Origin of the sequence: Empedobacter sp. UBA7611 (assembly GCF_002484365.1) — a bacterium.
Taxonomy (GTDB): domain Bacteria; phylum Bacteroidota; class Bacteroidia; order Flavobacteriales; family Weeksellaceae; genus Empedobacter; species Empedobacter falsenii_B.
The window spans coordinates 1-22345 of record NZ_DLJR01000068.1 but is presented as its reverse complement, the minus strand read 5'-3'; the positions used below and the strand labels follow the sequence as shown (position 1 = coordinate 22345).

Here is a 22345-nt window from a genome sequence, read left to right as displayed (position 1 = left end):
CATAATTTGTATATTTGACCACGAAAATTCATCTAAATGAAAAAAATATTAGCTTTATTGTTATTTGTTGGTGCATCAGCACTTTATGCTCAACAAAAAACGCATACAGTTCAAGCAAAAGAAACCGTTTACGGAATTTCGAAGCAATATGGTGTTTCGCAAGAAGAATTGTATAAAGCCAATCCTAAAATTGAAAAAAATGGGATTCATCCAGGTGATTTGATTGTGATTCCAGGTAAAGGAACTACGACAACCAAACCAACTGAAACCAATACTACAACAACTACGTCAAACGTAAAAATTTCGGACGATAATTATCAATATATTACAATTGAGCCGAAAGAAACGGTTTACAATTTGACAAAAAAATATAAAATTTCGGAAGAAACATTGAACTCATTAAACCCTCAAATCAAAGAAAGAGGTTTAGAAATTGGTGACGTAATCAAGCTTCCAAAAGATGTGACAAATAAAGTTTTTTCTGTTCCAAAAGGAACGCATTTAATCAAAAAAGGAGAAACTTTATACACTTTAGCAAAACAGTATAATGTAAGTGTTGACGATTTATATGCAGAAAATCCAGCTTTACAAACAGGTGTAAAAGAAGGAATGGTGATAACGATTCCTAAAAAATCTGGTTCTGTTGTAATCGAAGAAAACACGATCAACTATGTTGTTCAGAATGGAGATTCGGCTTACGGAATTTTAGAAAAATACAACACGAATTTAGATGAGTTATTGCGTTTAAATCCTGATTTAATCAATGGTTTAAAAGCTGGAATGACACTTAAAATTCCATTGCAAAAAAATGCTAAAATCATCAAATACGGAACTGCAGGAAAGTTGAAACGTGCTAATGACAATGAAATTAATGTTGCTATTATGCTACCTTTTGATGTTGCAAATAATCCGCAATTAAAAAATTCGCAAGCAATGCAATTTTTTACTGGAGCTAAATTAGCGTTGACTCATTTGGCGAAAAAAGGTAAAAATGTAAATGTAAAAGTGATCGACACGAAAAGCGGAAACTTACAAGATATTTTATCTACAACAGATTTTAGTAAAACGGATGCCGTTATTGGTCCATTGAATACGTCTGATGTCACGGAAGTTGCGAATTTCTTCAGCAATTCTGGAATCGCGGTGATTTCGCCTTATGCAAATGACGATTCGTTAAATTCTTTCAATGATTTATTGATTTCTAATCCAAAAGATGAAGTAATTGCAGATCAAATTATCGAAGAAATTGGAAAAAACTTTGCAGGAGAACAAGTTTATTTGTTGACAAATCGTGATGATCAAGAGTTAGCAAATTACACGAAAAAGCAATTAGAAAAACAGTTGAAAGCAAATGTTGTCATTGTAGATAGTGCTGCAAAAATTGTTCAACCACACGATAAAGTGAACGGCGAAGATTATTACACACCAATTATTACGGTTTTAGTTGGTGATGATGATAATTTGGGAAAACAATATTTAGAAAAATTAAAAACATTTAACAAAGACAATATCAAAGCTTACGGAATAAAATCGGTTTCGGTTTATGATGTTTATAGTGCAGATAATGCGAAAAATATCGATGCGTTCCGCGAATTTGGTTTTGTGTTTAGTACTGCGCGATTAATCAATACAAGAGATACGGAAGTACAAAGTGTAATCAAAGATTTCAAGGAAGTTTATTGTGAATTTCCGACGCGTTACGAGCAATTAGGCTACGATGTAACGTATGATATTGTGGACAGAATGAATAATAAAGGTGATGTTACCAACAATATTACAACAGAAAATACACGTTTGGCATCGAAGTTTGCATACAAAAAAATAAGCGGAAGTAAAGCTTATACGAACGATGCTAGCCGAATTGTTCGTTTACCTAAAAAATAATTTTATCAAAAATTATATACCAAAAAGCGATGCTAAATTTTAGCATCGCTTTTTTCTTTTTATCAAGATTTAGAATTAAAACCTTGTATTGAACGGATTTTTTCTAAATTTGACTATGCACAAACTTAAAGACAATTTACTCGTAAAAGTTATTCTTGCCATTGTACTTGGAATTTCACTCGGCGGAATAATACCAGAAGCTATTGGTCGTATTTTTATGACTTTCAATGATTTTTTTAGCGAATTACTTAACTTTTTAATCCCATTAATCATTGTTGGATTAATCGTTCCATCAATTGGAAGATTAGGACAAACAGCCGGAAAATTATTATTAGCAACCGTTTTAATTGCTTACGGATCAACCATTTTTTCAGGATTACTAGGCTACTCAGCGAGTATGTCTATTTTTCCACAATTATTAGAACATCAAACTGGGCAAATTAATTTAGCAGAAAAAGCCAAAGAATTTACACCATACTTTTCGATAGAGTTTCCTCCGTTATTTGATGTAATGCCAGGTTTAGTTTTTTCATTTCTTTTCGGAATCGGATTATCACGATTAAAAGATTCGACTTTTGGAAAATTTGCAGATGATTTCGAATCAATTATTACGTATTTAATTCAAAATTTAATCATTCCACTATTACCAATTTTCATTTTCGGAATCTTCTTGAACATGTCATATTCAGGACAAGTGGTAACAATTATGAACGTATTCCTTAAAATAATTGGTGTAATTTTCGTGCTTCATGTTTTCTTATTAGTGCTTCAATTTACAATTGCTGGAATTATTACAAAAAAAAATCCATTTACCATGATGAAATTGATGTTACCAGCTTATTTCACAGCATTAGGAACACAATCTTCTGCTGCAACAATACCTATAACAATTGCGCAAGTAAAGAAAATTGGTGTTCGTGACGAAATTGCTAATTTCGCTGTGCCGTTGTGTGCGACAATTCATTTATCTGGTTCGATGTTAAAAATCGTTTGTTGTTGTTTAGCATTGATGTTAATCCAAGGAATGGAAATTGATTTTGTTCAATTTTTAGGATTTATGATGATGCTTGGAATTGCGATGGTTGCAGCGCCTGGCGTTCCTGGTGGAGCGATTATGGCAGCGATTGGAATTATTGCTTCGATGTTAGGATTTAATGCAGAAAATCAAGCATTGATGATTGCACTTTATATCGCAATGGATAGTTTTGGAACAGCAGGAAATGTAACTGGAGATGGAGCTATTGCTGTAACGTTGAATAAATTATTCAAAAAAGAAGTTCAATAAAAAAAATATTAATCCAAATAAAAAAAGAGTTCCAAAAATATTGGAACTCTTTTTAGTTTTAAGAATATTTAAATAAATGAAGAATGTTTTTTTTATTGTATACCGATTCCACCACCGTTTTGCTCTGTTTTATTTTGCTGAGCTTCGGCTCTTGATTTAACTTTTCCTCCAAAATTGTAAGTAAATCCTAAGTAAGCTGTTTGAGATTCCCAGTTGAAGTTTGCATATCCATAATATGGATCATCCATATGAACTCTTGCTCGCATCGTTTTGAAAACATCATTAACACGAGCTGATAAAGCTGCTTTTCCGTCCATAAACGTGTAACGTAAGCCTAAATCCATTCGCCACATTTCTAACATTTCTCCTTGCAAAAATTTAGTTTTGCCTCTAAAGAATCCAAATTGTTGTAAACTTAATTTTTTAGATAAATTATACGTATTATTCATACGAGCAGAAAATACATTTGCTGTAATTTTCTTGTGATCATTTTGCATCTCAGAAGAAGTGAAATCTCCTGCCAAATAAACATTCATCCATTTAGCCAATTTATAATTCCAGCTTGCTTCAACTCCAAATTTATTTACTTTATCGTAGTTCAAATTGTACTGAATAATTGCAGACTCGATATCTTCATCCTTTTTGAATGATTGAATGATATTATCTTTTACACTTCTGTAAAATAAATTCGCAGAAATAGAACCTTTTGTTAATTGTTTTAAATAACCGATTTCATAAGAATCTGTATATTCTGGACGAAGATTTGGATTTCCTTCGCTCGACATTAATGCTGTAGAATATTGAGGAACTGGAGTTAATTGATAAATTCCTGGTCGATTAATTCGTCGGCTATAGTTTAATGATAATTGCGCTTTTTCAGTCAAATCATATGTTAAGAAAGCCGAAGGAAATAAATCTGTATAATCTTTTTTCAGAGTTCCTGCTTCATTTGGTGAATAAAACCAATCTGCATTATCTTCAACACGCTCTAAACGTAATCCAACTTGCGCTCCAAACTTATTAAATTTCTGTTTGTAATTTGTATAAGCAGAATAAAACGAACGATCGAACTGAAAATCAACTGACGGGTTGTATATATTTCCATTAAGAGGATTTGTTAATTCTTTAGTAGAATCCATATCATTATCATTAGACTCTTTACGATATTGAATTCCTGCTTCTAATTTTCCTGCATTTTCAATTTGATTGGTATAATCTAAATTAATACGAGTTGTTTGCGTTTTATCGTAACGATATTCTTGATAAAACTCGTCTTTTGGAAATGTATTTAAGTAATCTCTGTCATCATCCTCTTTATTAATCGAATAAAATGCATCTAAAACAAGATTGTGATCTTTCTTATTAAAATCTAATTTGTAATTCAAACTATAATCAGAACTTCTTGAATCTGACCAAATATCATTTCTATTTAATTTATTAAAATTAGTTTTTAAAACATTTGTATTGATTAAAGCAGCATGATCTCCATCCCACTGATTTGTATAAATCGTTAAAGCATTTTTATCATTGATAAACCAATCAAATCCTGCTTTATATGATAAATTTCTATTTTTTGTATTTTGAATATCAAATAATTGATCAATTTTATCATCATAATTACGACCAATTCCATTTTGTTTTGCTGGACGATCAGCGTAATTAATATTTCCAAATAAATTGAACTTTCCTACATTCACATTTGTATTCAATGATGTATTGAAACGGCTTTTCTTTCCTTGTTCATAACCTGCAATCAACCCAATATTATAACCTTTTTTAGTTCCTTTTACCAAAACAATATTGATGATTCCAGAATTTCCATCCGCTTCATATTTTGCTGAAGGATTGGTAATAATTTCAATTCGTTGAATTTGATTCGAAGGAATTTGCTTTAACAATTGCGCTGCTGACTGAGAAGAAGGTTTGCCATCTACAAAAACTTTTACATTCTCGTTTCCTCTTAATGACAATGCTCCTGTTTGTTGATCCACATTTACAGACGGAATATTATTCAGAACAGAAGCAGCATCAGATCCAGCAGATACCAAATCGTTCCCAACTTCAACAATACGTTTATCAATTTCATTACGATATTGTGAAGTTTGCGCACGAACAAATGCACCTTTCAGTTCTACGGTTTCCGCTTTTTCTACTTGTAAAATGATGTTACCTAAATTTAATTCACCTCCTTTTACCTCTGCAGTTGTTACAGATTGTTGATAACCAAATTCTGTAATCACCAAACGATAATTTCCGTCTTCCAAATCTGGAATCTCAAATGTTCCGTCTTCATTTGCATACACTTCATCGAATAATTCTTTTGAATCTGCCTTATAAATCTGAATCGCAGCCATACCAACCGCCTCATTTTTTGCATTTTCAATCTTTCCTTTCACAGGATGTTGTTCCTGTGAGAATCCGTAAATAGAGCAAACGGAGAAAAGAATAGCTAAAGTAAATTTGTTTAATCTCATAGTTAATATTTTTTTAACAGTACTATGTTTTACATAATACATAATAAGAGTTGTCCGTACTTTTTCCTAATTAGACGTTTTAAAAAATGTTTTGTTACAAAATTTTTAAACTTTTTTTAAATTTTAAAGTACTATGTTTTACATAATAGGTAAACCCAATTGTTGGATGATTTTATTAATAAGACGCAACAACTTCAAAAATGTTACAAGAATTTTTAATTTTTTTTTAAAATTTTTTTCCTCGGCTGAAAAACTTACATTTATCATTCAATTAATATTAATCAAAAAATTGCTAAAACATTGAGTTCAATTGTCATATTAGGTGCAGGAAATGTTGCGTTTCACTTAACTCGTGCATTAATCGAAAACACTTGCAATGTTCGACAAATTTTCAATAGAACATTAGAACATGCTAGAGAAATCGGAGAAGCAAATAGAATTTCGTATACTGATAAAATTTCTGAAATAGAAAAAGCAGACATTTATATTATTGCAAGTGCCGATTCTGGAATCGAAGAATTCTCTCATTATATTCCGTATGATGATGTTTTGGTTGTTCATACTTCTGGATCGTCTCCTATGTCTGTTCTGAAAGGCGATTACCGAAAAGGCGTTTTTTATCCATTGCAAACTTTTTCGAAAGAAAGAACAATGCGTTATGATAATATTCCATTTTTCATCGAAGCAGAAAATCCTGAAGATTTGAAAAAATTGAATGAATTAGGAAATCGAATTTCAAACGAAGTTCACAAACTAAATTTTGCAAGTAGAATGCAAGTTCATATGACAGGTGTTTGGGCAAATAATTTTGTCAATCATTTATATTATATCGCTGGAAATATTTGTGAACAAAACAATGTTCCGTTCGATGTTTTGTTGCCTCTTATACAAGAAACAGCAAATAAAGTGATCGAAATGAGTCCTAAAGATGCGCAAACTGGTCCAGCAAAACGTGGAGATCAAGTCATTATTGATCGTCATTTAGAGGCCTTACAAGATGATTCGAGATTATTACAGATTTACCAAATATTGACAGATTCAATCAAACGAGTTTACGAAAAATGATAAGTTATAAAGAAAAACTAAATAACATTAAAACCGTTATTTTAGATGTGGATGGAGTTTTGACAGATGGAAATTTAATTTTATTACCAACTGGCGAAATGGTGAGAACAATGAATACGCGCGATGGTTATGCGATGCAATTAGCCATCAAACAAGGAATACGAATTGCAGTGATTACTGGAGGAAGAGATGAAGCTGTTGTAAATCGTTTAAAATATTTAGGCTTAACTGATATCTACGTGAATAAACGTGATAAAGTAGAAGCTTTCGAAGATTTACTTTTTTCTTATGGATTAGATCCTGATGAAATAGCGTATATGGGCGATGATTATCCAGATTTAGCTGTGATGAATTTAGTTGGATTATCAGCTTGTCCTAACGATGCTTGTATGGATGTACGCAAAGCTTCAGAATATATTTCACCAGAAAACGGAGGGAAAGGTTGCGTTCGCGATCTATTAGAACAAATTTTGAAAGTTCAAAACAAATGGTATAATGCAGAAGAAGTAGCTTCTGTATAAAAGAATTTGAAATGTTATTAACAGAAAAATTAAAAGATACCAATATCATTTTGGCATCACAATCGCCAAGAAGAAAAGAACTTTTAGCTGGATTAGGATTGAAATTTTCGACAATTTCATTGGATATTGACGAAACATTTGATCGCAACGAATTCAAGAAAGAACAAATCACCGAATATCTTTCCGCTAAAAAAGCAAAAGCTTATACAAATATTCAACCAAATGATTTGATTATTACATCGGATACAACTGTTTGGGTAGATGATGAATCGTTAGAAAAAGCTTCGAATAGAGAGGAAGCGTACGAAATGATTAAAAAATTGAGTGGAAAAACACATTCTGTTTATACATCAGTTACGATTCGTTCTGTAGAGAAAGAAGTTACCTTTTCAGACGAAACACAAGTGACTATCGCAGATTTAACAGACGAAGAAATTTATTTCTACATTGACAATTACAAACCTTTCGATAAAGCGGGTGCTTACGGCGTTCAGGAATGGATTGGTTATATTGGTGTGGACAATATGAATGGAAGTTATTTCAATGTAATGGGACTTCCTACACACAAGCTATATAAAGAATTGGTAAAATTCTAAACATATCATCCAGCTTCGGCTGGATTTTTTTATTCTACAATTATCGTATTTTTGTTTTTCTAAAAAATCAATTTTATGAAAGTCGGTTTATATTTTGGATCATTCAATCCTATTCATGTCGGACATTTAATTATTGCCAATCATTTTCAACAATTCACCGATTTGGATCAGGTTTGGTTTGTGGTTTCGCCTCAAAATCCGTTGAAGAAAAAAAGTTCTTTGGCAAATGAATATGATCGATTAGAAATGGTAGAATTAGCGATAAAAGATTATCCTAATCTGCGTGCATCTAACATCGAATTTACCTTACCAAAACCGTCGTACACAATTGATACGTTAATTCATCTAAACGAAAAATTTCCTGAGCATGACTTTGCACTGATTATGGGTTCTGATAATTTGGATGGAATCTCGAAATGGAAAAATGCCGATATTTTAATGCGCGATTATCAATTTTATGTTTATCCGCGTCCTGGTTATTCGCAAGAAGAAAATTACGATAATGTCGAAATAGTTGAAGCCCCTTTGATGGAAATATCTTCTACATTTATCAGAAATGCAATCAAAGATGGAAAAAATATAAAGCCAATGTTACCTCCAAAAGTTTGGGAATATTTGGATGGAAGTAATTTGTATGGTTAATTTTTTAATTTTAATTTAATAATTTGAGTATTTCTGATTTAAAAAAATGGATAGCCTTTTCTATTCTTCCAATAGTATTAATTTTTTTAATAATTAATTCTATCATAGATATAAATACTTCTGAAAGCAATTTAATTAAAGGAAAAGTATCAGAGATTGGTTTAACTGAAAGTATATATAGACAAAAAAGTCTTCGAAATCTTTCTAATAAAAAGATGGTGTTTTTTCTAAAATTGGAAAATGATTCAAATAAATATTCGTATTCAATCAAAAAACACCTTATAACTCAAAAAATTAAAAAAGGAGATTATGTAAACATTTATTATGAAAAACCTCAAAAATATCAAAATACAATTTCTATCATTCAATTAGAAAAAGGCAAAAATATTTTAATATCAAAATCTGAATTTAATCAAACAAAATATTTCTTAATTACAGTTTTCTCCACTTCTCTAATCTTATATACACTAATAATTTATCGTAAACTAAAAAATCATGACAAAACAAGCCTCTATAAATAATTTAGAAGAATTAGTTCCTTTATTTGACGCGTATCGTCAATTTTATGGTAAGAAATCTGATGTAAAAGCAGCGCAAAAATTTTTAGAAGCCAGAATTGTAAATGACGAATCGGTTATCTTTTTAGCCTATAATAAAGACGAAAAAGCAGTTGGTTTCGTACAATTATTTCCTTCATTTTCATCTACTCGAATGAAACGTTTCTGGATTTTGAACGATTTATTTGTTTCTCCAGAATTTCGCGGACAAGGTTTTTCGAGAGAATTGATTGAAGAAGCAAAAAGTTTATGCCGCAAAACTGATGCTTGCGCGATGCTGTTAGAAACCAGTGTTACAAATCATATTGGAAATTCATTATATCCAAGTGCTGGATTTCAATTACGCGATGATGCAAATTTTTATGAATGGGAAGTTTAACCAAATTGACGTTTCAATTCGTAGATAATATCTTCTAATCCATTTAATTTTATTTCATAAACAGTGGATAAAAGAATTCCTAATTTCCCTTTCGGAAAACCACCTTTACCAACAAACCATTCCAAATAAGAAACAGGTAAATCGCACAACAATCGCCCTTCGTATTTACCGAAAGGCATTTTAGTTGTGACAATTTCTTTTAATATTTCGGGACGAAATCCTTCCATTATTTTGTTACAGTTCCTTTGTACGTTGACATTCCATCTTTGAAATTCTTCGCATTTTTGAAACCTTTTTCTTGCATTTTTTCTGTTGCTAATTTTGCTCTAACACCAGATTTGCAATAAATGAAATAATTCTTTTTTGTATCTAATTTCTGAATTTCTTCTTCGAAATTTGGATTTTTCACATCTATATTTACCGCTCCAGGAACATGACCTTCAGCAAACTCTTCAGGTGTACGAACGTCTAACAAAACATTCTTATTACTCTTGAAATTAATTTCATTTACATTATCTAATGTCGAAATTATTTCTTCTATTTTCGCTTCTTTTCCTTCTGAACTTGACGAATTGCTTGCACAAGAACCTAAAAAAAGTGTTCCTGCAATCATTGCAACTCCTAAAATTTTATTTACCATTATATTGATTCATTGTATTACCTAATCCTTGAAAAATAAACGACAAAACTGCATCAGCAGCCAAATTCAATCGTTCATTCATTTTTTCATTTTCTTCTGCCGACCAATCGCCTAACACATAATCCACTTGTTTACCTTCCGAAAATTCGTTTCCTACACCAAAGCGTAATCGCGCATAATTTTGTCCGCCAACTTTATTTTGAATATCCTTCAAACCATTGTGTCCACCATCGCTACCTTTTCCACGCATACGAATTGTTCCGAAAGGCAAGTTCAAATCATCTGTAATGACAAAAATATTTTCTAACGAAATATTTTCTTTTTTCATCCAAAAACGAACCGCATCTCCACTCAAATTCATGTATGTATTTGGTTTTAACAACGTAACTGGACGCGCTTTGTATTTGAATTGTGCCACTTCACCAAAATTTGATGGCGAAAATTTAGCATCAACTTTTTTAGCAACTTCTTCAACAACCTTGAAGCCAATATTATGACGAGTATTTTCGTATTGAGCACCAATATTACCAAGCCCAATAATCAGATATTTTTGCATGAAACAAAATTACATCTTTTTGCAATGATTAGAAATAAATATTTACCTTTGCTTTAAAGTCTACTGAATTGGTATAGATTTTGTAAATACATGAAATCGATAAAAAATTATCATGAGAAAAATAATTAGCGTTTTAATATTATTTGTTGGAATTAATGCATTTTCGCAAAAAATTCCGTCAGTGATGAAAACTGAATTTCCCGCAACAGCTTTGCAAGATAGTGTAGTTGATTTGGATGGAAATTCGGCAACCATAGAAAAAGTTTTTTCGAATTATAAAGGAAAAATTGTTCTATTAGATTTATGGGCAACTTGGTGTGGAGATTGTATCAAAAACATGCCTGCTTTGAAATCGTTGCACGAAAAAAATCCTGACGTAACCTTTGTTTACCTTTCAATGGACAAGAATGAGGAAGCTTGGAAAAATGGTATTGAAAAATATCAAATTGAGGGTCAACACTTTTACTTAGGAAACAACTGGAAAGGCAATTTTGGCACAGGGATTGATTTAAATTGGATACCAAGATATTTGGTTCTTGATCAAAATGGAAAAATTGCAGATTATTACAGCGTAAAAGCAGATGATCCGAAAGTTCAAGAAACAATTGATCGTTTAAGAAATAAATAGTTTATAGTTTACCAACCTGAGGGTGATTGAAATTAAAAAATCAATCACCCTTTTTTTTGATTACTTGTTAGTAATCAGTTGTTTCCGTAGAATCGAAACAAATATTATATATTTTTTTGTAGAGTATTTTTTGTATCAAACTTTTAGTTATTATTGCATTGATTTTAATACCCTTTTTATTTATATGAAAATATGCTTCGTAATGTATCCTTGGGACAAGGTTGAACCAGGAAAAGACACCACTATGCGAATTATTAAAGAATGCGTAGATCGTGGATTTGAAGTATCCTATTTAACAAAAAAAGATATCTCTATTGCCAAGGGCAAAGTTGTAGGAAACTGCAAAAAGATGATAACTACAGAAACAAATGATTGTGTTGAATTTTATCACACCATGAAATTTGAAAGTAGTATAAAAGATTTGACCGAATTTGACATAATTTTTATGAGAGCCGATCCACCAATTGATCCGCTTTTGTTGAATATGTTAGAATTAATTGAAGAAAAAGTTTTCTTCGTTAACAAAATTTCGGGATTACGTAAAGCAAATAACAAAATATACGCCGCTTCTTTTGATGATGGTCAAGAAACAATTGTTCCTCAAACGCTTATTACAAAAGACATCGATTTGATAAAATCGTTTGTAGAGGAAAATAATTTCGAGAAATTTATCATCAAACCTTTAGACGGAATGGGTGGTAAAGGTGTTATACTTTTCGAACGAAAAAATATTGGTAACTTAAGCTCGATTTGCGATTTTTATATCAATCATACCGGATATTCTCAGCCTATTATTTGTCAAAATTATATAGAAGGTGCAGAAAAAGGTGATGTTCGCGCTATTGTGATTAATGGTGAACCGATTGGTGCAATTATGCGTGTTCCTGCAGAAGGCGATCACCGTTCTAATATTTCGGCTGGTGGTTCTGCGATTAGACACGAAATGAGTGAACATGAGTTAGATTTATGCCGTAAAATAGGAAAACAATTAAATGAAGATGGAATTTATTTTTGTGGTATCGATTTGATTAACGGAAAAATGGTTGAGCTAAATGTAGTAAGTCCTGGAGGAATTGTTCCTCACAATAATGTAAACAATAACAACGAAATTCAGAAACAAATCGTGTCGATGTTATTGGAGAAATATAAAGAATTTAAAGCATGAAATCCATAAGTATACAGCAAATTTTAGAGAATATTGAGAACGAAATTGTATTTGAAGCTTATGCAGAAGACGAATCATTCAAAATAAAAATCGACGAATACATTCCTTACGTTTGTGCTGCCATTCATGATGGTGGACAAATGCGCGAAGATATTCGCGAAAAATGTTTATTAAGCAATTATGAACGTTGGTACGAGGAAGATCCGCATACTGCTGAGTTTGTAGAAACTTTTCCAATCTTAATTCAAGGTTGTGATTCTCGATTTGAATACGATCTAAATCGTGGTCCAGAAACTGCTGTGTACGAAGAAGCTTGGGGAAAACAGGTTTGGAAAGAGCCTTTGTCGGTTTCTCAAAAACAAAAAAGTATTGCAAAACATCACGCTTTTTATGAAGTTTTAGAAGCTTTAATCAACAAGCTTGAAACTAAATTTAAGTCATGCTTGGTTTATGATATTCATTCGTACAATTGGAAACGCTGGGATCGTCCGGTTCCTGTGTTCAACATTGGTGCGGAACGAGTTGATAACGAACGTTACGGAAATTATGTAGAAAGTTGGCGCGATGAATTAGCAAATATTGAGTTAGAAAATATTCACAATTATTCGGCGATTAACGATGTATTTTATGGACGAGGATATTTGTTAGAATTTGTTACAAATCGATTCAAAAATACGTTGGTTTTAGCGACAGAAGTTTCGAAAATTTATTGTGATGAATTAACTGGAGAATCTTTTCCAGAAATTATTAACCAAATTAAAGAAGGTTTCAAATCGGCAATTCTTAACCATGCTTACGAGTTTGTAAAAACAGAAACGACGTACAAAGTAGGTTCTAAGCAAGTGAATATTTTGCACAATGAATTAGAATCTGATTTGGTCAAAATTGATAAACAATTGTATCAATTGGTTCAGAATTTTGAATTGTTAAGTGTTATCAATCCGATTAATTTAGAATTTGAAAAGAAGAAATTCTTAGCTTCAAAATATACATACGAGCCACAATTTAAGTACAATCCGCTTAACATTGATCCATTCGAATTTAAACGAAAATTATCGAATATTAAAGTCGAAAAAATCAATGATATTAGTATTCAAAATATGTATGTTAACACGATTAACGCTTATTTTGATAAGGTCGATTTATTAGCCAATCTTGGTACGGATAAATTTTTATACAATTCGTTGCGTTACTTTGGCGAACCATCCAAAAAAGATATCGAAAACGCGAACTTTATCCTTTATTGTCCTGAATTTAGAATGGATAAACAAGGAAATTATACAGAGGAAGAAGTGGTTAATCTTTTTAGAAATGCTACGAATGATTATGGTTTCAAATTTGACATCGAAGTTTCGGATGATATCGCATCAAAAGCACTTGTAATCAATAGCAAGAGAAAAGTTGTGATTAAACGTGGCGTTAAGTTTGACAAACGTTTTACAAATGGTTTAATTGAGCACGAAATTGGAGTTCACATGGTAACAACGATGAACGCGTTGGATCAACCATTAAAAATCTTTAGTATTGGTTTACCTGTAAATACATTAACGCAAGAAGGTTTAGCGATTTTAAGTGAATATTATTCTGATTCTATTAATCATAGCCGACTAAGAGAACTTGGTTTACGCGTTATGGCAGTTCATATGTTGACAAATGGAAAATCATTCAACGAAACATTTATGACCTTGATGGAAGAATACAAAATGCAACCAGAAGATGCATTTTATCTGACAACTCGCGTTTATCGTGGTGGTGGTTTTACAAAAGATGCACTTTACTTGAAAGGTTTGAAAACAATTTTGAATTATGTTGATCAAGGGCGTTCTTTGGATAATTTATTGATTGGAAAAACTTCAGTTGAATACATTGATACAATTGACGAATTAGTTGAGCGTAAAATGATTAATAAACCGAAATATCATACCAAAATTTTCAAAAAACATCTTGAAAATCCAGAAATCAACCCTATTTTACAATATATTTTTAACGGAATAAAAGATTAAAAAATAAAAACCCACTCAAATTTGAGTGGGTTTTGTGTTATTATGAACTAATATTTAATCTTTTTTCTCAATTCTTTTATCAAAATAGAATAATACAATTCCTAATGCAATAATACCTAAACCAAATAAACTTTCTTTTGGTTTTTGCATCAAAACGAAATAACAGATATATAAACTAAATGCTAAAAATATAGCAGGTAAGACATAAAAGAATTTACTTTTGATAATAGTTAATTGATCTTGTTTGATAAAGAAAGCTGTACAAACTGCTAATGTTGCTAATATTTGTAAAACAAACGATGTATAGGTAAAAATCACTTCAAAATCTCCTGAAAAAATTAGCAAAATACTAATTGCTGTATGCACCCAAATTGCACGAACTGGAATTCTATTTTTGTTCTCTTTCGCCATAAAATTCCACAATTTATTTTCGCGCGCTGTGGCTTGCGTCAAACGAGAACCAATCCACAAATAACCGCTAATCGTCGCAATTAATTGTAAAGCAATAAAGCAACTCACCCATTTTACATTATTTCCAAGCAGATTACCGAACGAAATATTTGCAACATTTTCTTGTCCAGCCAAAGTTCCTGCTGATGCATGTTTCAAGAAAACATAATTTAGCAAAACATAAGAAATCGTGACAAAAATAACGCCTATAAATAGTGCTTTTGGTAAGTTTTGTTTTGGTTGCTCAATTTCTTCTACGATGTATGAAGCCGAATTCCAACCTGTATAAGCAAAAGTAACATAAACCAAAGACGTCGCAAATGCAGGAAGTAACAATTCATTTTTCCAAGTCGAATCAAAAACTACCGCATTTGGCTCAACTGCTGGAGCAAAATAAAAACCTAAAGCAATTAAAACAACAATAAATACAACTTTTAGAATAGTAAAAATATTCTGAAAGTTACTACTCAAATTTAGACTGAATGATTGAAAAACGGCAACAATCAAAATCATGGCTATTGCAAATTCTTTTCCTAAATCAAACCCGAAAACATTCAAGTATTTTCCCATTGCCAAAGCCGCTAAAGATATTGGAGCAGAGAAACCAACGAATAAAGAAATCCAACTTGATAAATAACCAAAAACGGGATGAAATGTCCGAGATAAATAAATATAATCTCCACCTGATTGTTTAAATTTTGAAGCTAATTCCGAATAAATAAATGCGCCAATCAACGCTAACAAACCTCCTATTGACCACAATAATAAGATAGAAGTTGTATTTTTAAGATCAGAAATTTGATAACCCAAACTGGTAAAAACACCTGTTCCGATCATATTCGAAATCACTAATGCTGCTGCGGTTTTCCAACCAATTTTTGAATGTGCCATACACAAAAAAGTGCCAATTGAATGTTTGAATTTACATTAAAATTGACACTTAGAATATTTTATTATTGATTAAAATTTAAAACTTGCACGCGCAAAATAATACGCTCCTGTCATCCCCATTTGCACCGGTGCATACGGAAAAACTCCATAATAAGAATTTTCGTAAACTTGCTTGTCTGGGAAAACATCAAACAAATTATTTGCACCAATTGTAAAGTTGAAATTCTTTGTAATATCATAACCAATCGAAGCATCCGTCACCACTTTTCCCGTGTGTTCTTGGATACTTCCCCAAGGATATCCATCTTTTGTCACTTTTCCGAAATACGTGTTACGCACCATAAAATTGAATCCAGAAATTGCATAATTCAATCCTAAAGTTGCTTTTGTTTTTGGGCTTAATGATTCGATAATATTGACTTGATCAGGACCAAAAAATTCTTCTGTTGGAATTGTCAAAGCTGTTGGAAAATGATATCCGACAATTTTTGTTTCGTTTATATTTCCTGATAAACTTGCATTCAATTTTCCTCGACCTAAACGAGTATCATAAGAAATTACTAAATCCAAACCTTTGGTTTCTGTATCAATTGCATTCGTAAAAATACGCGCTGTCGCAACATTATATTTTTCTAAAGCAGGATCTGTAATATCAGAAGTCAAGACAATTCGGTCATCAACTTTTATAAAATATCCATCCAATGTGATGAATAATTTTGAAGTAGGACGAAATGTTAAACCTAAACTTGCATTGATTGATTTTTCTTCTTTCAATTTATCCAAACCAATTTCTTTCGACAATTCAGACTCATTTCGGATAATTCCTTTTGTTACCAAAACTTGATCACCATTATCATTCAAGAATAAATCAGTATATGAATTACTAAAGTATTTTTGTTGTAAAGAAGGCGCTCTAAATCCTGTTGAAATTGCTCCACGAACCGAATATCCTTTTGCGTATTCATATCGCATCGCTAATTTTCCGTTGATTGTACTTCCAAAATCTGAGTAATTTTCGAAACGTCCAGCCAAATCAGCCGTAAAATCTCCAAATTTCAATTCTCCATCTACATAAGCCGCAACTGAATGACGATCACCTTTTACAGCATTTAATGGAGAAAATCCTACAAAAGATTCAGATCCAGCACCTGTGTAAGAAGCTTCATCTCCAGCTTCGATTTTATATTGTTCAAAACGATATTCTCCACCAAACGCTAAACTAACATTTTGGTTGATTCGTTTTGAAAAATCTAAATTGACTGTATTTTGTAAAAATTGATGTTTCCCAGCGTAAAAATCGGTTGGAGAATTTAAGCCTAATGATTGATTAATTGAATTTTCTAAATCATATTTAAATGAATTTAAGCCAAAAGTATTACTCAAATCAACTTTCCATCCATCGTATGAATAACGTAATCCTGTCGAATTTGAATAATCATTTACATTAGATTTTAACATTGCTTGAAAACCATTTGGATAAATTTTTAACGCATCTTCAGACAATTCACTTGGCAATCTTCTAAAACCAAATCCATTACCTTGGCGCAACGAAACTCCTCCAAATGAATAAAAATCTAATCGATCATTAATCGCCGTTTCAGCATTTACAAAAAATTGTTGATTCTTGATTGCCGCATCTCCAATTTGAAATCTAAAATCTTTTCTCGAAAGCCCTAAAGCAGCAATTTTAGCGTCATCCACAGCTCTTGCTACATCTGGATCATCTGCAAAATCGTACGCGAAATTATCTCCAAAAATATCTAAATTATGATCTTTTGAACGATTTGTTTTCTTACGCTCACTTACAACCGCCGAAAAAACAATCGAACCCGATTGTCCTAGTTTCGTTCCATAACTTCCGTTAAAATTGTACGTTTCTCCATCATTTCGAGAAGTCTGACCATACGTCAAAGACGCGTCACCACCTGGTTTAGATTTCAAAACAATATTTACAACTCCCGCAATTGCATCAGAACCATATTGCGCAGCCGCACCATCACGTAAAACTTCAATTTTATCAATTGCTGAAATCGGAATTGCGCCTAAATCTGTTCCTACAGAACCATTTCCAACTGTATTTTGGTAATTCACCAACGAAGTTGTGTGACGTCGTTTTCCATTAATCAAAACCAAAACCTGATCTGGTCCCATTCCACGCAATGTCACAGGATCGATATGCTCCGTTCCATCGGCAGATGATTGACGAACAGAATTAAAAGAAGGAATAACCACATTCAAAATATCATTCACACTCAATTGAGGAGAAGACGTTTTCAATTTCTCAACATCGATAATATCGACAGGAACTGACGAATTAACCACCGTTCTTTCTGATGTACGACCACCGATTAAAATAACTTCGTTAAGATTTGTTTCCTCCTTTTCAACTTCTTGAGCAAAAAGTGTAGATGCGCAAATAAATGCGAATGAAGCAAGTAAAAATTTGTTTCTTTTCATTTTTAATTATCATAAAACTTTCAAGAAACCAACAGATAAAAGTGAAATACTTTTACTCATCTTTCCCTCTAATAGGTTGGATTTAGCACCTTAGATTATAAGTCATCTGGTTGCTAAGGTTTCACAGGGCCAATCCCTCCACCTTTCTTGATAAGTTATGCAAAGGTAATGTTAAAAAATGAAAACGCAAACAATACTCTATCAATTTTATAGAGTTATTGAATTAACAACGAAATATCCAATTCTTGGCTTTCGTCTAAATTCATCATCGCATTGATTCGTTTGAATGATTTAAAATTAACTAAATCTGAAACTTTTATATTTTTCTGAATGATCTCGCCTGATTGTAACAAAGCTTCTCGCATTGTTCCTTTCAACAGAAAAGTTCGTGGCGTGATCCATTGAGAACCGTCAAAAAAAACAATATTCGAATAAATACAATCTGTAATATAATTTGATTTTACCAAGACCAAATCATCTGTTTTTGAATCTTTTAAATATTCATCAAAAAACCAACGATCCATATATTTGTAGGAATAATCAATTTTATTTTCGATCTCAAAAAGTTGAATACTTTCAATGGGTTTGATTTGATACGATTGAAATTCTATCGATTGAATTTCACGATCATAAACAATTCTAACTTTATATTTTTCGTCCGTTAAGTCTGTCGGAAACTTAATAATTTCGTCCAATAAAATCGGATTGATTTCAGTAAAATTATCATTTCTTGTTCGAGCAAATCTCGCTTGATGAAATTCTAAATTTCGAAGTTGTTTGTTTACACAACAAATCGATTCAATAAATTGGAACATATACTTTCTGAATTAATTCTTCGTACTCTGCTTTTGCCTTACTTTTTGCTGTTATTCCTCCTCCACTCTTGAAAAATAATTCACCTTGATTATTTTCGATGAAACGAATCATCACAGCACTATCAAGATTTTCGCCATCAAAAACACCAAAAACTCCTGTATAAAAATTTCGATGATACTTCTCGGCTTCTAAAATAATTTCAACGGTTTTCTTTTTGGGCGCACCGCAAATAGAACCAGCAGGTAAAAGTTGATCGAAAATCGTTCCTAAATTTTGACTATAATCATCATTCAAATCGCCTTTTATCTCAGAACTTACTTGCAAAAGTGTTGCATCATTTGTCTTCACCTCATCCATGTAGCGATAATTTATCACCTCAACATTTTCGGAAACAAGACTCAAATCATTTCTGATTAAATCGACAATTGTTGCATGTTCGGCAGCTTCTTTTTCATCATTCAAAATAAGTTGCTTCGCATTTAGAATCGAGGCATCAATGGTTCCTTTCATTGGATTTGAAAAGATTTTTTGATCTTCAATTTTCACAAAACGTTCGGGAGAAAAACAAACAAATTCGTTTTTATATTTCAGTTTATATTTTGCTTCAGAAAACTGAAAAATTTCGTGTAAAGTCAAATCAGTTTCAATTTTTGTTGGAAGCGTTAAATTCGTTAAATATGAATTTCCAAACAAAAGATTATCGTGAACATAATTGAATTTTGGCAAATATTCGTCGAAAGAAATCGGGAATTTATTGAATTTAAAATCTTTCTGAAAAGATTCTTTTTTTGTTGAATCTACTTCAAATTTTATCTCATCAGGTAATTCATTTAACGGAACTACTTCTCCATTTTCTTTCAAAAAATCGATCATAAAAAAAAAGGGAACTTTTGCAGCTCCCAATTCATTCATTTTCGTAAAAATCGAATGCTTTGCTAACATTCGATAAAATTAATATTATTCTTGGTTTGTACCAAGTAGATCAATTTCTGTTTTTTCATCATCTGTCAAAATCATATCTTTTAACATAAAATAAACCATCATATAGCCAATTGGATAAGTTGCTAACGCACCTACATAACAAGCAATAGCTCCTATTGAAGCAACCAGACTAACAACAATAGCTATTAGAACCATCCACCAAAAATTCTTTTTTACGATTGCATAAGAAGTTTTCATTGCGTCAATAGCGCTCATATTTCCATAATGAATAAGATACGGAGCCAGATAAATACACGCTTGTAAGAACAATAAAAATACTGTCGCCACTAAGATGTATAACATACCAAAAAGCGATGAACCAATCATTAATGCTGGGTTTACATTTTCGGGATCATTAAACATAAGTGGTAAAAAAGAAAAAATAATGTATGGTAACATTACAACTATTGCGACTCCCATTACGATAAGTGTTAAAAGGAAATAGCTTCCTATATTTTTGAAACCTCCAAAAAAGTCACCTAGTTCTACTGACATTTTGTTTTCGGCACGTTCTGCTCCAATCATAAATCCCATTATAAGTGGATACATCACAAAAAGCAATCCGATTACAGTGAAGGAAGTAAACATATAAATAATAGCTGCGACAAGAGCATAAATAACAAATGGCTGCCAATTATTTTGGAAAAGTTCTAATGATTGATTGAAATATTTCCCAATATCAAATTGAAATTTATTGTTTTTGTAATACTCAATTTTGTTGTAATCTAATGTTTTCATCTTAACGTTGGTTTTATTGAAATTAATGTAAATTTGCTTGATTAGTAGAATAAAATTAATAATTGTTACAACATGAATGCAAACGATTTATTATCAATCATAAAAAATAGACGCTCTATATTTCCTCCGCAATACACACAAGAAGAAATTACACGCGAAGAATTGAATCAAATTTTTGAGGCAGCAAACTGGGCACCATCTCATAAAAAAACAGAACCTTGGCGTTTTGTCGTATTAGAAGGCCCTGCAAAAGACCGTTTCCGCGAATACGTAAAGCGTGTTTATGTGCAAGGAACGCCAACAGATCAATTGAGTGATCGCAAAATAAATGCATTAATTGAGAAATGTGATAAGTCGAATAAAATTGTTTTAATCAATTTTATCAACACAGAAAAAAATCCTGAATGGGAAGAATTAGCTGCTACTTCTATGGCAGTTCAGAATATGTGGTTAATGGCAAGTGCGCTAAAGATTGGTGCATATTGGTCTTCTCCAGCAAATGTAATTGCAAATGTTGATGAGTTTACAACTATGGAAGAAGGTGAAAAATGCGTTGGTGTTTTCTATATGGGAAAATTTGATGGAGAAATCCCAGAAGCTATTCGTCAACCAATCGAAGATAAAGTGAGATTTTTAGAATATTAAAAATCTTCTGAAAATAATTTGAGAAAGACTACTATTTTTTAGTGGTCTTTTTTATTAAATAGAAAATCAACTCTTTATGATTTTTGTATATTTGAATAAATACTTTAATATGAAATACATGAAATCGATTTTTAACTACTTATTAGTTGTAATCTCTATTAGTTTTTTTACATCTTGCAAAAACTCTAATCTGCCTGTTTACAACGATCCAATCCCGAAACACGAAACATTTACAATTGATTCTAAAATTCTAAATGAAAAACGAGTTATTAATGTTTGGGTTCCAATAGAATATTCGACTTCTCAGGATTCGTTATCCGTTTTGTATATGCCTGATGGCGGAACAAAAGAAGATTTTCCACATATTGCAAACACATTAGATAGTTTGATTACTTCGAAAAAAATAAAACCAGTTATTTTGGTTGGAATAGAAAATATACAACGTCGCAAAGATTTGAGTCCACCAACTGAAAATGAAGAAGATAAAAAAATAGCCGATGTTGTGGGAGGTTCTAATCAATTTAGAAACTTTGTCAAGGATGAGTTATTTCCTGAAATCACGAAAAAGTATCGCACTAAAAATAATAAAGGAATTATTGGCGAATCGTTGGCTGGATTATTTATCATGGAAACTTTTCTGAAACAACCAGAAATGTTTGATTATTATATTGCAATTGATCCTTCACTTTGGTGGAACAATCACAAAATGTTATTGAATTCAAAAAATGATTTAGCTAAATTTCCTTCAACTCCAAAAAAGTTATGGTTTGCAGGATCTGGAGCAAGTGATATTTTACCTTATACAGATGATTTGAAGAATATTTTGACGCAAGAAAAACTTCCAAATCTACAATGGAATTATTCTCCAGAACCTAAAGAAGAACATGCTACAATTTACAGAGCAACTAAAGAAAAAGCATTGATTTGGAGTATTGGTAAATAAAATTTATCTTGTAACGTCCTGAAAAAATG

22 protein-coding genes and 1 riboswitch are annotated in these 22345 nt (G+C 31.7%); of the genes, 13 read left to right on the top strand and 9 right to left on the bottom strand.

Going from position 1 to position 22345, the window contains the following annotated elements:
- Nucleotides 1–36: 36 nt before the first annotated feature.
- Nucleotides 37–1884, top strand: coding sequence for a LysM peptidoglycan-binding domain-containing protein (locus B3R94_RS11865; protein ID WP_291101013.1), 1848 nt, complete (start codon nucleotides 37–39; stop codon nucleotides 1882–1884).
- Between the two features lie 115 nt (nucleotides 1885–1999).
- Complete coding sequence (locus B3R94_RS11860) at nucleotides 2000–3169, top strand: dicarboxylate/amino acid:cation symporter (RefSeq protein ID WP_291101010.1); 1170 nt, start codon at nucleotides 2000–2002, stop codon at nucleotides 3167–3169.
- Nucleotides 3170–3261: 92 nt separating this feature from the next.
- On the opposite strand, the gene B3R94_RS11855 is transcribed toward B3R94_RS11860, so the two are convergent.
- Nucleotides 3262–5643, bottom strand: a complete 2382-nt coding sequence (locus B3R94_RS11855; protein WP_291101007.1) for a TonB-dependent receptor domain-containing protein — start codon at nucleotides 5641–5643, stop codon at nucleotides 3262–3264.
- A 300-nt stretch (nucleotides 5644–5943) separates the two neighbouring features.
- Between B3R94_RS11855 and B3R94_RS11850 the strand changes: the two genes are divergently transcribed.
- From B3R94_RS11850 to B3R94_RS11825, 6 genes are all read left to right on the top strand, one after another.
- A complete protein-coding gene (locus tag B3R94_RS11850) occupies nucleotides 5944–6708 on the top strand; it encodes a Rossmann-like and DUF2520 domain-containing protein (RefSeq protein ID WP_114998736.1) in 765 nt (254 codons plus the stop codon).
- The gene (locus B3R94_RS11845; protein WP_286479257.1) at nucleotides 6705–7229 is read left to right on the top strand and encodes a KdsC family phosphatase; all 525 of its coding nucleotides are present in this window, start codon (nucleotides 6705–6707) and stop codon (nucleotides 7227–7229) included. Before B3R94_RS11850 ends, B3R94_RS11845 begins: the two co-directional genes overlap by 4 nt.
- A gap of 11 nt (nucleotides 7230–7240) precedes the next feature.
- Nucleotides 7241–7825 (top strand): Maf family nucleotide pyrophosphatase, encoded by a 585-nt coding sequence (locus B3R94_RS11840; protein ID WP_291101004.1) that lies wholly within the window; start codon nucleotides 7241–7243, stop codon nucleotides 7823–7825.
- Nucleotides 7826–7900: 75 nt separating this feature from the next.
- Nucleotides 7901–8467, top strand: coding sequence for a nicotinate (nicotinamide) nucleotide adenylyltransferase (gene nadD, locus B3R94_RS11835; protein ID WP_291068879.1), 567 nt, complete (start codon nucleotides 7901–7903; stop codon nucleotides 8465–8467).
- 23 nt (nucleotides 8468–8490) lie between these two features.
- The gene (locus B3R94_RS11830; protein ID WP_291101001.1) at nucleotides 8491–8988 is read left to right on the top strand and encodes a hypothetical protein; all 498 of its coding nucleotides are present in this window, start codon (nucleotides 8491–8493) and stop codon (nucleotides 8986–8988) included.
- On the top strand, nucleotides 8963–9403 hold the full coding sequence (locus B3R94_RS11825) for a GNAT family N-acetyltransferase (protein WP_291100998.1): 441 nt from the start codon (nucleotides 8963–8965) through the stop codon (nucleotides 9401–9403). The genes B3R94_RS11830 and B3R94_RS11825 overlap by 26 nt, the downstream gene beginning before the upstream one ends.
- On the opposite strand, the gene B3R94_RS11820 is transcribed toward B3R94_RS11825, so the two are convergent.
- From B3R94_RS11820 to pth, 3 genes are read right to left on the bottom strand one after another with little or no spacing between them, the layout of a single operon-like run.
- Nucleotides 9400–9630 carry a DUF3820 family protein gene (locus B3R94_RS11820; RefSeq protein WP_038336390.1) on the bottom strand — a complete coding sequence of 77 codons (231 nt, stop codon included), beginning with the start codon at nucleotides 9628–9630 and terminating at the stop codon, nucleotides 9400–9402. The genes B3R94_RS11825 and B3R94_RS11820 overlap by 4 nt on opposite strands.
- Nucleotides 9630–10043 (bottom strand): rhodanese-like domain-containing protein, encoded by a 414-nt coding sequence (locus B3R94_RS11815; protein ID WP_291100995.1) that lies wholly within the window; start codon nucleotides 10041–10043, stop codon nucleotides 9630–9632. The genes B3R94_RS11820 and B3R94_RS11815 overlap by 1 nt, the downstream gene beginning before the upstream one ends.
- Nucleotides 10033–10599, bottom strand: coding sequence for an aminoacyl-tRNA hydrolase (pth, locus tag B3R94_RS11810; protein WP_038336392.1), 567 nt, complete (start codon nucleotides 10597–10599; stop codon nucleotides 10033–10035). The genes B3R94_RS11815 and pth overlap by 11 nt, the downstream gene beginning before the upstream one ends.
- A 112-nt stretch (nucleotides 10600–10711) precedes the next feature.
- On the opposite strand from pth, the gene B3R94_RS11805 reads away from it, so the two are divergent.
- From B3R94_RS11805 to B3R94_RS11795, 3 genes are all read left to right on the top strand, one after another.
- Nucleotides 10712–11227 carry a TlpA family protein disulfide reductase gene (locus B3R94_RS11805; RefSeq protein WP_291100992.1) on the top strand — a complete coding sequence of 172 codons (516 nt, stop codon included), beginning with the start codon at nucleotides 10712–10714 and terminating at the stop codon, nucleotides 11225–11227.
- Nucleotides 11228–11411: 184 nt separating this feature from the next.
- Nucleotides 11412–12392: a glutathione synthase gene (gene gshB / locus B3R94_RS11800; protein ID WP_291100989.1), complete on the top strand. Its 981-nt coding sequence runs from the start codon at nucleotides 11412–11414 to the stop codon at nucleotides 12390–12392.
- Nucleotides 12389–14395, top strand: a complete 2007-nt coding sequence (locus B3R94_RS11795) for a flavohemoglobin expression-modulating QEGLA motif protein (protein WP_291100986.1) — start codon at nucleotides 12389–12391, stop codon at nucleotides 14393–14395. Before gshB ends, B3R94_RS11795 begins: the two co-directional genes overlap by 4 nt.
- A 54-nt stretch (nucleotides 14396–14449) precedes the next feature.
- Here the strand turns inward: B3R94_RS11795 and B3R94_RS11790 are convergent, their stop codons facing one another.
- The 5 genes from B3R94_RS11790 to B3R94_RS11770 all read right to left on the bottom strand — a co-directional run bounded on the left by B3R94_RS11790 (nucleotide 14450) and on the right by B3R94_RS11770 (nucleotide 20728).
- A complete protein-coding gene (locus tag B3R94_RS11790) occupies nucleotides 14450–15736 on the bottom strand; it encodes an APC family permease (protein ID WP_291100984.1) in 1287 nt (428 codons plus the stop codon).
- A gap of 69 nt (nucleotides 15737–15805) precedes the next feature.
- On the bottom strand, nucleotides 15806–18193 hold the full coding sequence (locus B3R94_RS11785; RefSeq protein WP_291100981.1) for a TonB-dependent receptor plug domain-containing protein: 2388 nt from the start codon (nucleotides 18191–18193) through the stop codon (nucleotides 15806–15808).
- 53 nt (nucleotides 18194–18246) lie between these two features.
- A riboswitch (SAM riboswitch) is annotated at nucleotides 18247–18350 on the bottom strand.
- Nucleotides 18351–18408: 58 nt separating this feature from the next.
- Nucleotides 18409–19008, bottom strand: a complete 600-nt coding sequence (locus B3R94_RS11780; RefSeq protein ID WP_280049353.1) for an aminotransferase class IV — start codon at nucleotides 19006–19008, stop codon at nucleotides 18409–18411.
- Nucleotides 18992–19951: an aminodeoxychorismate synthase component I gene (locus B3R94_RS11775; protein WP_114998714.1), complete on the bottom strand. Its 960-nt coding sequence runs from the start codon at nucleotides 19949–19951 to the stop codon at nucleotides 18992–18994. The genes B3R94_RS11780 and B3R94_RS11775 overlap by 17 nt, the downstream gene beginning before the upstream one ends.
- A gap of 15 nt (nucleotides 19952–19966) precedes the next feature.
- Complete coding sequence (locus B3R94_RS11770) at nucleotides 19967–20728, bottom strand: hypothetical protein (protein ID WP_114998712.1); 762 nt, start codon at nucleotides 20726–20728, stop codon at nucleotides 19967–19969.
- Nucleotides 20729–20800: 72 nt separating this feature from the next.
- Between B3R94_RS11770 and B3R94_RS11765 the strand changes: the two genes are divergently transcribed.
- Together B3R94_RS11765 and B3R94_RS11760 are read left to right on the top strand one after the other, a co-directional pair.
- On the top strand, nucleotides 20801–21373 hold the full coding sequence (locus B3R94_RS11765; RefSeq protein WP_291100977.1) for a nitroreductase family protein: 573 nt from the start codon (nucleotides 20801–20803) through the stop codon (nucleotides 21371–21373).
- A 109-nt stretch (nucleotides 21374–21482) separates the two neighbouring features.
- A complete protein-coding gene (locus tag B3R94_RS11760) occupies nucleotides 21483–22316 on the top strand; it encodes an alpha/beta hydrolase (protein WP_114998709.1) in 834 nt (277 codons plus the stop codon).
- The last annotated feature ends 29 nt before the right edge of the window (nucleotides 22317–22345 follow it).

Bases quoted from the DNA above. Each gene is read 5' to 3' on its own strand.
- B3R94_RS11840 (WP_291101004.1), top strand. From the start codon at position 7,241: ATGTTATTAACAGAAAAATTAAAAGATACCAATATCATTTTGGCATCA.
- B3R94_RS11790 (WP_291100984.1), bottom strand. From the start codon at position 15,736: ATGGCACATTCAAAAATTGGTTGGAAAACCGCAGCAGCATTAGTGATT.
- pth (WP_038336392.1), bottom strand. From the start codon at position 10,599: ATGCAAAAATATCTGATTATTGGGCTTGGTAATATTGGTGCTCAATAC.
- B3R94_RS11825 (WP_291100998.1), top strand. From the start codon at position 8,963: ATGACAAAACAAGCCTCTATAAATAATTTAGAAGAATTAGTTCCTTTA.
- B3R94_RS11860 (WP_291101010.1), top strand. From the start codon at position 2,000: ATGCACAAACTTAAAGACAATTTACTCGTAAAAGTTATTCTTGCCATT.
- B3R94_RS11820 (WP_038336390.1), bottom strand. From the start codon at position 9,630: ATGGAAGGATTTCGTCCCGAAATATTAAAAGAAATTGTCACAACTAAA.
- B3R94_RS11760 (WP_114998709.1), top strand. From the start codon at position 21,483: ATGAAATACATGAAATCGATTTTTAACTACTTATTAGTTGTAATCTCT.
- B3R94_RS11855 (WP_291101007.1), bottom strand. From the start codon at position 5,643: ATGAGATTAAACAAATTTACTTTAGCTATTCTTTTCTCCGTTTGCTCT.
- B3R94_RS11795 (WP_291100986.1), top strand. From the start codon at position 12,389: ATGAAATCCATAAGTATACAGCAAATTTTAGAGAATATTGAGAACGAA.
- B3R94_RS11770 (WP_114998712.1), bottom strand. From the start codon at position 20,728: ATGAAAACATTAGATTACAACAAAATTGAGTATTACAAAAACAATAAA.
- B3R94_RS11815 (WP_291100995.1), bottom strand. From the start codon at position 10,043: ATGGTAAATAAAATTTTAGGAGTTGCAATGATTGCAGGAACACTTTTT.
- nadD (WP_291068879.1), top strand. From the start codon at position 7,901: ATGAAAGTCGGTTTATATTTTGGATCATTCAATCCTATTCATGTCGGA.
- B3R94_RS11780 (WP_280049353.1), bottom strand. From the start codon at position 19,008: ATGTTCCAATTTATTGAATCGATTTGTTGTGTAAACAAACAACTTCGA.
- B3R94_RS11785 (WP_291100981.1), bottom strand. From the start codon at position 18,193: ATGAAAAGAAACAAATTTTTACTTGCTTCATTCGCATTTATTTGCGCA.
- B3R94_RS11775 (WP_114998714.1), bottom strand. From the start codon at position 19,951: ATGTTAGCAAAGCATTCGATTTTTACGAAAATGAATGAATTGGGAGCT.
- B3R94_RS11805 (WP_291100992.1), top strand. From the start codon at position 10,712: ATGAGAAAAATAATTAGCGTTTTAATATTATTTGTTGGAATTAATGCA.
- B3R94_RS11865 (WP_291101013.1), top strand. From the start codon at position 37: ATGAAAAAAATATTAGCTTTATTGTTATTTGTTGGTGCATCAGCACTT.
- B3R94_RS11765 (WP_291100977.1), top strand. From the start codon at position 20,801: ATGAATGCAAACGATTTATTATCAATCATAAAAAATAGACGCTCTATA.
- B3R94_RS11845 (WP_286479257.1), top strand. From the start codon at position 6,705: ATGATAAGTTATAAAGAAAAACTAAATAACATTAAAACCGTTATTTTA.
- gshB (WP_291100989.1), top strand. From the start codon at position 11,412: ATGAAAATATGCTTCGTAATGTATCCTTGGGACAAGGTTGAACCAGGA.